Source organism: Sphingobacterium sp. SGL-16 (assembly GCF_011043515.1).
Lineage (GTDB): Bacteria > Bacteroidota > Bacteroidia > Sphingobacteriales > Sphingobacteriaceae > Sphingobacterium > Sphingobacterium litopenaei.
Map to the genome: position 1 here is coordinate 65,084 of NZ_JAAKGQ010000013.1, position 12,016 is coordinate 77,099.

Annotated in this window: 5 protein-coding genes; all 5 read left to right on the forward strand. The window is 37.3% G+C overall.

The features are described 5' to 3' along the window. Positions 1-2 precede the first annotated feature (2 nt). The 5 genes from G5B32_RS06770 (at position 3) to G5B32_RS06790 (ending at position 11,990) form a co-directional block, all read left to right on the forward strand. Positions 3-2,363: a glycoside hydrolase family 127 protein gene (locus tag G5B32_RS06770; RefSeq protein ID WP_165290785.1), complete on the forward strand. Its 2,361-nt coding sequence runs from the start codon at positions 3-5 to the stop codon at positions 2,361-2,363. Between the two features lie 25 nt (positions 2,364-2,388). Beyond that, positions 2,389-4,317, forward strand: a complete 1,929-nt coding sequence (locus G5B32_RS06775; RefSeq protein WP_165290786.1) for a family 43 glycosylhydrolase — start codon at positions 2,389-2,391, stop codon at positions 4,315-4,317. Positions 4,318-4,350: 33 nt separating this feature from the next. Further along, positions 4,351-6,279 (forward strand): family 43 glycosylhydrolase, encoded by a 1,929-nt coding sequence (locus tag G5B32_RS06780; RefSeq protein WP_206366815.1) that lies wholly within the window; start codon positions 4,351-4,353, stop codon positions 6,277-6,279. After that, the gene (locus G5B32_RS06785; protein ID WP_165290787.1) at positions 6,279-8,768 is read left to right on the forward strand and encodes a sugar-binding domain-containing protein; all 2,490 of its coding nucleotides are present in this window, start codon (positions 6,279-6,281) and stop codon (positions 8,766-8,768) included. The genes G5B32_RS06780 and G5B32_RS06785 overlap by 1 nt, the downstream gene beginning before the upstream one ends. Positions 8,769-9,020: 252 nt before the next feature. After that, entirely contained in the window at positions 9,021-11,990 is a 2,970-nt protein-coding gene (locus tag G5B32_RS06790; RefSeq protein ID WP_240899016.1) for a beta-L-arabinofuranosidase domain-containing protein, read from the forward strand. Positions 11,991-12,016: the final 26 nt, after the last annotated feature.

Here is a 12,016-nt window from a genome sequence, read left to right on the forward strand (position 1 = left end):
CCATGAAAAGATTTGTATGTAGAAATAAAATCATTGCTGTTGCGACTGCTTTAGTCTTATCCACAACAGTACAGGCACAGCAAACTAGCCCATCCATTTCTTTGTTTAAGTTATCGGACGTAAGGTTGAAAGATGACTTATTTCTGCATGCGCAGAATCTTAATAAACGCTATGTGCTGGAATTAGATGCTGATCGTTTATTGGCTCCTTATTTAAGAGAAGCAGGCCTTACTCCTAAAAAACCGAGTTATACAAATTGGGAAAATTCTGGTTTGGATGGTCATATTGGCGGCCATTATGTTTCTGCTTTGGCTTTGTTGTATGCGGCTACAGGAGATCAAGCGGCCTATGAGAAACTGGATTATGTCTTGAAAGAACTCAAAAGATGTCAGGACAATCTAGGTACAGGATATATTGGAGGAGTGCCGAGAAGTCAAGAATTTTGGTCAGATGTAAAACAAGGAAAAATAAGAGCTGGAGGTTTTGATCTTAATGGACGTTGGGTTCCGCTTTATAACATTCACAAAATATATGCTGGCCTTCGCGACGCCTATACATTGGCAGGTCGCGAAGACGCAAAGGATATGCTGATCAAGCTTACCAATTGGGGAGTTGATCTGGTAAGTGGTTTGTCTGATGAGCATATACAAGATATGTTGCGCAGTGAGCATGGTGGATTGAATGAAGTATTTGCTGATGCTGCAGTCATTGCTAATGATCCACGATATATGCAGTTAGCAGAAAAATTTACGCATTTACAGATTTTAAATCCTCTAGTAGCTCACAAGGATGAATTGACCGGAAAGCATGCCAATACACAGATTCCAAAAATAATAGGTGCCAAACGTATTGCGGACTTGGAGGGTAAGAAGGATTGGGATGATGGTGCTCGTTTTTTCTGGGAGACCGTTGTCAATAAGCGTTCGGTAGCTATCGGCGGAAATAGTGCAAGTGAGCATTTCCATCCGTCGACAGATTTTTCGAATATGATGTCAAATATTGAAGGTCCCGAAACGTGCAATACCTACAATATGATGAAGCTAAGCACGCAATTTTTCCAGTCGGACGGTGATAGCAAGTTTGTAGATTATTATGAACGCGCCATGTATAATCATATTCTTTCCTCTCAACATCCAGAGCATGGTGGACTGGTATACTTTACTTCGATGCGTCCTTCACATTATCGCGTGTATTCGCAGCCTCATACCAGTTTTTGGTGTTGTGTGGGTTCAGGAATTGAGAACCATAGTAAATACGGTGAACTTATTTACGCACATCGCGATAAAGAATTATTTGTGAATCTTTTTGTGGCTTCTGAATTAAATTGGCAGGAGAAAGGTTTACAAGTGATTCAAAGTACTGTTTTCCCTAAAGAAGGCAAATCAACATTAGCAATCAAAACAAAGAAATCGCAGGATTTTGCTTTGAAAATCAGATACCCTAGTTGGGTGAAAAATGAAAGCTTAACCGTAAAGGTTAATGGCAAAAGCTTTAAATCTTCTAAAGACGATTTAGGCTATTTTACGGTAAATCGTAAGTGGAAAAATAATGATAAAGTAGAAATTGAATTTCCAGTAGAAGTAAATGTAGAGCAGTTACCAGATCATTCTCCATATTATGCATTTCGATATGGTCCAGTGGTATTGGCAGCAAAAACAGATACAAGCAGAATGTTAGGCTTGTTGGCAGATGATAGCCGCGGAGGGCATATTGCTAAAGGAGATCAAGTTTCCATGACCGAAATACCGCATTTGGTTTCGCAGGCTTCTACTTTAGAAGAGCATGTTGAAATGGTTTCACCTCGTGATCTACGCTTCCAGTTGAATAGTCTTCAAGTGAAAAATCAACCAACCCAAATGGAATTAATTCCTTTTTATCAACTGCATGACAGCCGATATATTATTTATTGGCCCAAAGTAGAGTCAAGCAGTGAGTTGGAACAAAAATTAGTGAAGTACGAGCGTGATGATTACCAAAGACGTATAAATGCATTGACAGTGGATCATATTCAATGTGGACAACAGCAGTCAGAATCCGATCATGGTATACAGTATGATCAGTCGACTATTGGTTCGGATAATGGGGTGCAATGGCGTAATGCAACAGGTTGGTTTTCTTATCAATTGACCAATAGAAATAAACGAGCGAAGTATCTATGGATTTCGGACTTGGAAGGTAATAATAAAGATTATAATGTACTTGTGGATGGTCAGATTTTAAAAGTTGATGAGCAAAAAGAAAATGGTCGCTATTATGTGCTGCCGCAAATTGAAGATAAAATAAAAGTTACATTACAAGCTAAGGGAAATATTTCAGTGCCGAAAATTAAAGAAGTTAGATTATTAGCTCAAAAGTTCGATTAAGTAATCGAAATACATACTACCAATCATGAAACTAAATAAATTTTTAATACCACTATTATTGATTTTAGGTTCTTATATGTACGCGCATGCGCAGAATAAAGAGCCACATTATGCAGGCTATTTATTTGCATATTTTGAAGGTAAATCGGATCCGATGAAGCGAGAACATCTGCGATTTGCAACAAGTTCAGACGGCATAAAATGGAAAGCCATAAACAATAATTTTGCAGTTATTTCGTCTGATACTATCGCTAGTACGGGTGGTATTCGCGATCCGCATTTGTTACGAGGAGCAGAAAAAGGTTTTTATCTTGTGGCAACAGATATGAAAACGTTTAAAGATGGGTGGGATACGAATCCAGGTATTGTTATGATGTATTCGGACAATCTGGTGGATTGGAAACATCAAGTTATCAACTTAGAAAAATCTTATCCTAAGAAATTTGCCAATGTGAAATGGGTGTGGGCTCCACAGACATTTTATGATGCAAAGAAAGGGAAATACTTAGTGTATTTTACTGTTCGCTATCATCACAATGAAAAGCTAGATTTTTATGCTGCCTATGCTAATAAGGATTTTACAGGATTTGAATCAGAGCCAAAATTGCTTTTTAGCCCTAAATTTGGAGGCATTGATGGTGATATTATTTATGACAAAGGAATTTATCATTTCTTTTATAAAGGAAATACAAAAGATGCGAATGGTAAAGAATTTGAAAATGGAATTAAAGTCGCCACTAGCAAATCCTTATGGGGACCATGGCAAGAAAACGATGGTTATTTAGATAGCTATGCCAAAACCAATACGAAAGTAGAAGGCTCTAGTATTTTTAAACTTAATAATTCGGACGAGTACATTTTGATGTACGATGTATATTCAGATGGGCGCTATGAATTCCAACGAAGTACAGATTTAGCGACTTTTACCGAAAAGCCCGAATCTTTTACAAAGAATTTTGATCCTCGACATGGAAGTATTATTTCCATCACCAAGGAGGAAGCTAGAAATTTAGACCGCAAGTGGGGAGGTGTTTTACCAGAATTAGTACAGCCAACGGAAAAAGGTGATCGTTATGTATTTAAATCCAAAGGCAACCCTATCATTCAGCATCATTATACAGCAGATCCAGCAGCCTTAGTCCAAGGTGATACCTTATGGATGTATGTGGGGCATGATTTTGCGGGAGGTCAGCGCGGATACGTGATGAAAGATTGGTTGGTTTACTCTACTACCGATATGAAAACTTGGACAGAATATCCTGTTCCATTAAAAATTGAAGATTTCTCATGGGCAAAAAGTGGTGATGCTTTTGCTGGACATGTTGCCGAGCGCAATGGTAAATATTATTGGTACATCAGTACGAACTGGACGGGTATAGGTGTCGCTGTAGCGGATCGTCCTGAAGGACCTTTTAAAGATGCTTTGGGAAAACCTTTATTAACCAACAAAGACTGTTTTGCCTCCACGCATTCTTGGGCATGTATTGATCCTGCTATATTCATTGATGATGATGGTACACCCTGGATATTTTGGGGTAATCGCGAATGTTATTTTGCCAAACTAAAAGACAATATGATTGAAATCGATGGGGAAATAAAACAAGTGAATTTCGATGGATTTTCATTTACCGAGGCTCCATGGATTCATAAATATAAAGGAAAGTATTATTTAACTTATGCTACTGAATTTCCAGAAAAAATAGCTTACGCTATGGCTGATAATATTCAGGGGCCTTATGAATATAAAGGTATTTTGAATGAAATTGCTGGAAATAGTAACACCAATCATCAATCCGTTGTAGAATACAAAGGTAAATGGTATTTCTTATATCACAATGGTGGAATTCAGACAGATGGCGGAAGCTATAGTCGCTCCGTATGTGTTGATTTGTTGGAATATAATGATGATGGCACAATAAAACGAATCAATATGACTACCGAAGGAATACAATAAGAAACTTTTTATAAAAAAGCTTGAACTAATATTATGAAGTTAATCAAATTTAAACCGAACCAAATGATTGTGGGACTCATTTTGGTTATTCAATTTATGGGTATTGGGACCAATGCCCAGGAGTACAAATCAGGTCCGTCCGAAAAGGATTATGTGGGATACCTTTTTACCTATTTCAAAGGTAATGCAGTAGAAAATGAAGTCGTTTGTTATGCTGTGAGTACGGACGGTTACAACTTTAAGGCTTTGAATAAGAATGAACCTGTCTTAAATTCGTCCGAAATAAGTCTGACAGGAGGTGTACGTGATCCGCATGTATTACGTGGTCACGATGATAAAACATTCTACATGGTGTTGACGGATATGACGTCATCTAAAGGTTGGGATTCCAATCGTGCTATGGTTTTATTGAAATCAAAAGACCTGCTGACCTGGACACATTCCAACATTCATATTCAAAAAAGATTCAAAGGCCATGAAGATTTGAAACGTGTTTGGGCACCTCAAACTATTTATGATGAAGCTGTAGGAAAATATATGGTTTATTGGTCGATGAAACACGGAGATGGACCTGATATTATTTATTATTCTTATGCCAATGCTGATTTTACAGATTTGGAAACAGAACCTAAACCGTTATTTATTCCAAAGAATGGAAAGTCTTGTATAGATGGAGACATCATCAATAAGAATGGATTGTATTACATGTTTTACAAAACAGAAGGTCATGGTAATGGATTGCGCTTAGCGATTACAGATTCTTTGACATCAGGAAAATGGATAGAACAACCGGGATACAAACAACAAACACGTGATGCGGTAGAAGGATCAAGTATCTTCAAATTAAATCATTCGGACAAATACATTTTGATGTATGATGTATATCATAAGGGACGTTATGATTTTTGTGAAAGTACAGATTTAGATAGATTTCATCTGATTGACCAAAAGATTTCTATGGATTTCCATCCTAGACATGGTTCTATTATTCCGCTTTCTAGATCCGAATTAATCGCCTTGACCAATAAATGGGGTAAACCTGAAGGTATTGAAATTCCTAAAGCGCAGAATCCAGTTTTAGAAGGTTACTATGCAGACCCAGATATCATCTATTCACATAAACACAAAAAGTACTTCTTATATCCAACCAGTGATGGTTTTGACGGTTGGGGAGGTTATTATTTCAAAACTTTCTCTTCTGAAAATCTAAAAGACTGGAAAGACGAAGGCGTAATTTTGGATTTGAAAAAAGATGTGCCTTGGGGTAACCGTAACGCTTGGGCACCGACGATTACAGAGAAAAAAATAGGCAAAAACTATAAATATTTCTATTACTTCACCGCAGCGCAGAAGATCGGTGTTGCAGTAGCTGACGAACCTACAGGACCATTCAAAGATTCCGGAAAACCTTTGATAGATTTCAAACCTGAAGGTATCAACCGTGGTCAGGAAATTGATCCGGCTGTATTCAATGATCCCAAATCGGGAAAGAGCTATTTGTATTGGGGTAATGGCTATTTAGCTGTCGCAGAATTAGAAAAGGACATGCTTCGTATTAAGAAAAATACGATGAAAGTCATTACACCTAATGGCACTTTCCGCGAAGGAGCTTTTGTAATTTACAGAAACGGTAGATACTATTTCTTCTGGTCAGAAGATGATACAAGAAGCCAAAACTACAGCGTGCGATATGGCTATTCGGATTCCCCTACTGGTAAAATTATTGTTCCTGAAAACAATAAAATTTTGCAAAAAGATCCATCAAGTGGTATCTTTGGTACAGGTCATAATTCGGTGATCCAAGTTCCTGGAAAAGACGAATGGTATATTGTTTACCACCGTTTTAGCATTCCAAATGGAATCCATATGGGAGATGCAGCGGGATTTCACCGAGAAGTTTGTATTGATCCATTGACTTTTGACAGTGAAGGAAATATTTTACCAGTAAAACCTAGCCTATAATGAAACCTTTTTTTAATGCACTAATTACCTTTTTATTTTTTTGCTGCTTCGCAAACATTTTACACGCTAAACCTGGTTTTGGAACAACAACAAATATTAACCAGGGATGGTATTTTAAACTAAATGATATCCAAAATGGACAGAATCAACAACAGTTTGATCGTTCGTTTCAACGATTAGATCTGCCACATGACTGGACTGTAAAACAAACATTGAATCCTTCCTTAGCTTCTGCAACTGGTTATTTGCCTGGCGGAATAGGTTGGTATTACAAAGTTGTAAACATTCCGAAAGAAGACACTGGAAAAAAAGTTTTTGTATACTTCGAAGGTGTTTACAATCGTAGCGATGTGTATATCAATGGACAGCCTTTAGGACATAGACCAAATGGTTATATATCGTTTATGTACGATATGACTCCTCACTTAAAATATGGTGAAGAAAATGTCATTGCTGTTCGCGTAGATCATAGCCAAGATGCAGATTCGCGCTGGTATACTGGATCAGGAATCTATCGTGATGTGTGGTTAGTGAAATCAGAACCATTGCATATTGATTTGTGGGGGCTTTATTGTTATCCTGAATTGAATAAAGATGCAGGCACATTGCAAATAGAATTGAACTTGGTAAATGAACTTAGCCAAGCAAAAAATGTGAAAGTACAGTACGAATTATTAGACCCACAAGGAAAAGTTGTGGCAAAAAATAATGCTTCGTATGCCATAAAAGCAAATGATAAAGCCGCTTTCAAAACGCAATTGAAAGTTACTAAACCTCAACTATGGTCTTTAGAATCTCCTGTTTTATATCAATTGAAAACTAAAATCTTTGACAAAGACAGGTTGGTAGACAGCACAACCGTGAAAACAGGATTCCGCAAATTTACTTTTGATCCCAATAAGGGTTTTGCCTTGAATCATAAATGGATGAAAATGAAAGGTATATGTTTTCATCATGATGCAGGGGTGTTAGGTGCTGAAGTTTATCGCGAAGTATGGAAAAGAAGATTATTAAATCTGAAAGAAATCGGTGTAAACGCAGTAAGAACCAGTCATAATCCACAATCTCCTATTATCTATGAATTGTGTGATGAACTGGGATTATTGGTAATGAATGAGGCTTTTGATGAATGGGAATTTCCGAAAAGGAAATGGCTTGAAGGTTGGAATGTGGGGACTCCAGGTTTTCAGGGAACGTATGATTTCTTCGAAAAATGGGGAGAAGAAGATTTAGCTAGTATGGTCAAAAGAGATCGTAACCATTTATCAATTTTTGCTTGGAGTATAGGTAACGAAGTAGATTATCCAAATGATCCTTATTCGCATCCTATCTTAAATGGAGACAAAAATCAAGGATTTACACAAGCAATTTACGGAGGTTACAAAAAAGATGCTCCGGATGCGATGCGATTAGGTGTTATTGCTAAAAAGTTAGCAGCAGTTGTGAAAAAATATGACTTGAGCAGACCCGTAACGGCTGGTTTGGCTGGTGTTGCGATGTCTAATGAAACAGAATATCCTGGAGCATTAGATATTGCAGGGTATAATTATACTGAAGGTAAATACCATGAAGATCATAAAAAATATCCCAACCGTGTGATTTATGGAAGTGAAAATAGACATGAGTTGGAAGCTTGGAAAGCTGTTGCGGATAACGAGTTTATTTTTGGACAATTTTTGTGGACAGGTATTGATTATTTAGGAGAATCAGGACGTTGGCCTTCTAGAGGTTTTTATTCGGGATTGTTGGATCTTGGAGGATACATCAAACCAAGAGGTTATTTTAGACAATCTTTGTGGTCAGACAAACCGATGGTTTATATTGGAACTTATCCTTTGGAAGGTGCAAATTGGGATAATAACACTTCTGTGTTGCAAATCAACGAACGTAGAAAAAATGAAGAGCCTTCTATCGATGCTTGGCCTATCTGGAACTACAAAAATGGTCAATTGATCCGTGTTGTGTGTTATACCAATGCTGCTCAGGCATATCTTGAATTGAATGGAAAGGTCGTGGGCGACAAGAAATCAGACAAAGGTAAGTTTGGCGTGTTATTTTGGGATATCCCTTATCAAGACGGTCAATTAATCGCAGTTGGATTGGATGCCAATGGAAAAGAAATATCCAGACAAGAACTGAAAACAAGCAAAAGACCAGAGTCTATCTTTGTCAAGCAAGGAGATGAAATTACTATATCGAAAGATGGAGAAGTAGGTCAGCTTGAAATTCAATTAGTAGATGAAAATGGTGTTCCTGTGCTTTTGGCAGAAGATGAAATTACATTTGAATCTACACGCAACATTCGCTTATTGGGCATGGAAGGCGGAAATAACTCGGATATGACAAGTTATACCGATAATCGTCACCGTGTTTTCAGAGGGCGTATGATTATTTACTTCAAAGCAAATAATTCCAATGAAAACGAAGGAAGGATTATTCTTTCATCGCCTTGGTTAGAACAAAAAGAGATAAAAGTGAAGTTTAATTAGCATATTCATATTAAGCATATTTATCACAAACGGGAAATGGTTATAATTAATTTTATAGCCATTTTTTGTTTTAGGATTGTCTTAATCCGGTTAAAATTCAATTGCAATTAGCTAATATCAACATACCTAAGGTTGTAGATATTAGCTAATTTTAGATTGATAATTACAGTTCTATTCAATTGACTAATCATGAGGCCTATAAAAGTATTTTCAAAGATTTTACCTGTATTAATTATTATGTGTTTTTCCCATATGGTAAAGGCACAAAGTGGTGACCAAATATTAGATGGTATCGGTGAAACAGGAATGGTTTCGCGTTATATTTTCAATGGGGATCTTAAAGATTGGTCCCGCAACAATTTGCACGCTACTTATCAAGGCGGTCAGCCGAAATTCGTTACTGACAGTAAATTCACTAAAGTCTTATCTTTTGAAAATAAGAATTCAGAATCCTTGTCCTTGCCAAGTGATGTCTTGTTAAATATAGAATCCTTGAGTATTTCTGCTTGGATATTTTCTAAATCAGATTCTAAAGCACAAACTATTTTTGATTTTGGAAAAAATAAGAAGTCTTTATTTTCTGCTTATCAAGAAAAGGGAAAACTGTATGTTAGTTTTGCAGGTATAAACTTAGAAGGGGCTTCTCTTCCTTTAAATAAATGGTCCCATTTAGTGGTGGTATTGGATGCTCCCGCAAAAACAATAAGTTTGTATGCCGACAATAAATTATTAGCCGAAAAAACAGGCTCTACTATTGATTTCGCTAAATTATTTGGCTCTGTATCTCTGGAAGGTTCTACCTTATGGATTGGAAATTCCGCGTTGAAGAAAGAGACTCCACTTCATGGTTTATTGCATGATTTTAGGATTTATCGTGTGCCACTAAGTAAAAGACAAATAGCAGGAATATATAATAATGTGGTAAAAGGCGTACGTCAAGATCAAAGCCGCATGGGAAAAGTGGAAGACAATCTTCCAGAATTTCCTATTACACAAACTCAATTGTATAATAGCTATTTAATGAAGGTTTCGGATGTACAGGTCGAAACACAAGTGGGTGAATTACCAAGATTGCCAAGCTTTATCCAAGGCGAATACAAAGACAATATGGTTGGACCTAAGGTACGTGTCATTTGGCCTGCGCCAATTGATAATGCCGAAGTTCTAAAAGCTGGTCAATATACCATTAATGGAAAAATTCCAGGATCATCTCTGATTCCAAAAGCTATTGTAACTGTTAAATCAAATGCCAATAGTAAAGTTCCTGCAGTACAATTAACAGCCTTTCCATTGGAACAGGTTTCCTTGAACACAGATGCGAATAACCAACAAACGAAGTTTATTGAAAATAGAGATAAATTCTTAGGAACATTAGCCAACACGGATCCTAACTCCTTCTTGTATATGTTCCGAAATGCTTTTGGACAATCACAACCAGCAGATGCTAAACCGTTGGGAGTGTGGGACAGTCAGGATACCAAACTTCGTGGTCATGCAACCGGACATTACCTAACCGCATTGGCACAAGCTTATGCTAGTACCAAACCAGATAAGACGTTACATAAGAATTTCGCACAGAAAATGTCCTATATGGTGGATGTTTTATATGATTTGGCGCAACTTTCAGGTAAGCCAAATAACAATGGTGAATCAGTAGCCGATCCATTGAAAGTTCCGGTAGGACCATATAGAGAAGGTTATGATTCGGATTTGAGTGTTGAGGGTATTCGTACGGATTATTGGAATTGGGGAAAGGGATTTATAAGTGCTTATCCACCTGACCAATTTATTATGTTGGAGAAGGGGGCTAAATACGGCGGACAAAAAAATCAGGTGTGGGCTCCTTATTATACTTTGCACAAGATATTAGCTGGACTTTTGGATGTATATGAGGTAAGCGGAAACAAGAAAGCTTTGGATATTGCGATTGGTATGACAGATTGGGTGCATGTGCGGTTGAATGCATTGCCAAAAGAAACATTAATCAGTATGTGGAATACCTATATCGCTGGCGAATTTGGCGGTATGAATGAAACTTTAGCACATCTAGCAGCCATTACAAAAGACAGTAAATACCTTAAAACGGCACAGCTCTTTGATAATATAGATTTATTCTTTGGGAATGCGGATCATGCACATGGACTTGCGAAGAATGTGGATTCTTTCCGTGGATTGCATTCTAATCAGCATATTCCGCAGATTGTAGGAAGTATCGAAATGTACCGCGTATCGAATCTAGAAGAATATTACAAAGTCGCTGACAATTTCTGGTACAAAGCCGTAAATGATTATATGTACAGTATTGGTGGTGTGGCTGGAGCGCGCAATCCAGCAAATGCCGAATGTTTCACCAAGGAACCTTCTACTTTGTATGAGAATGGATTCTCGGCAGGTGGTCAAAATGAAACTTGCGCGACTTATAATATGTTGAAGCTGACTTCCAACTTATTTATGTTTGATCAAAAGGCAGAGTACATGGATTATTACGAACGCGCTTTGTATAATCATATTTTAGCTTCGGTTGATGAAAATACGCCAGCAAATACGTACCATGTACCGCTTCGTCCTGGATCTATCAAACAATTTGGCAATCCAAATATGACAGGGTTTACATGTTGTAACGGAACAGCCATTGAAAGCAATACCAAATTGCAAAATGCTATTTATCACAGAAGTACAGACAATAAGTCTCTCTATGTGAATCTATATATTCCTTCCACATTGGATTGGAAAGAACGCAATGTTATTATCGAGCAGATTACTAATTTTCCAAAAGAAGATCAAACACGTTTAGTGGTAAAAGGTGAAGGTAATTTTACTATAAACGTGCGTGTTCCACAATGGGCAAAAAAGGGTTTTGTGGTAAAGATAAATGGTAAACAAGAATTGGTTAAAGCTGAAGCGGGCTCTTATTTAGCCTTGCAAAAGAATTGGAAAAATGGCGATATGATTGAACTACAAATGCCGTTTGATTTCCATTTAGATCCTGTAATGGATCAGCAAAATATAGCTAGTCTTTTCTATGGTCCGATTTTATTAGCCGCACAAGAACCGGAAGCCAGAGTAGATTGGAGAAAAGTGACGCTAAATGCTAAAGATTTGGGTAAGACTATACAAGGGGATCCGAAAACTTTAGAATTCCAAATTGATGGAGTGCAATTTAAACCGTTCTATGATACATACGGAAGACATTCGGTGTATCTAGATGTCACATTGAAATAGATCAAAGGAAGTCGTAATCCGTATCT

What these genes read in the sequence shown, in the direction of transcription:
- G5B32_RS06790 (WP_240899016.1), top strand. Translation starts at nt 9,021, where the DNA reads ATGGTAAAGGCACAAAGTGGTGACCAAATATTAGATGGTATCGGTGAA.
- G5B32_RS06780 (WP_206366815.1), top strand. Translation starts at nt 4,351, where the DNA reads ATGAAGTTAATCAAATTTAAACCGAACCAAATGATTGTGGGACTCATT.
- G5B32_RS06770 (WP_165290785.1), top strand. Translation starts at nt 3, where the DNA reads ATGAAAAGATTTGTATGTAGAAATAAAATCATTGCTGTTGCGACTGCT.
- G5B32_RS06775 (WP_165290786.1), top strand. Translation starts at nt 2,389, where the DNA reads ATGAAACTAAATAAATTTTTAATACCACTATTATTGATTTTAGGTTCT.
- G5B32_RS06785 (WP_165290787.1), top strand. Translation starts at nt 6,279, where the DNA reads ATGAAACCTTTTTTTAATGCACTAATTACCTTTTTATTTTTTTGCTGC.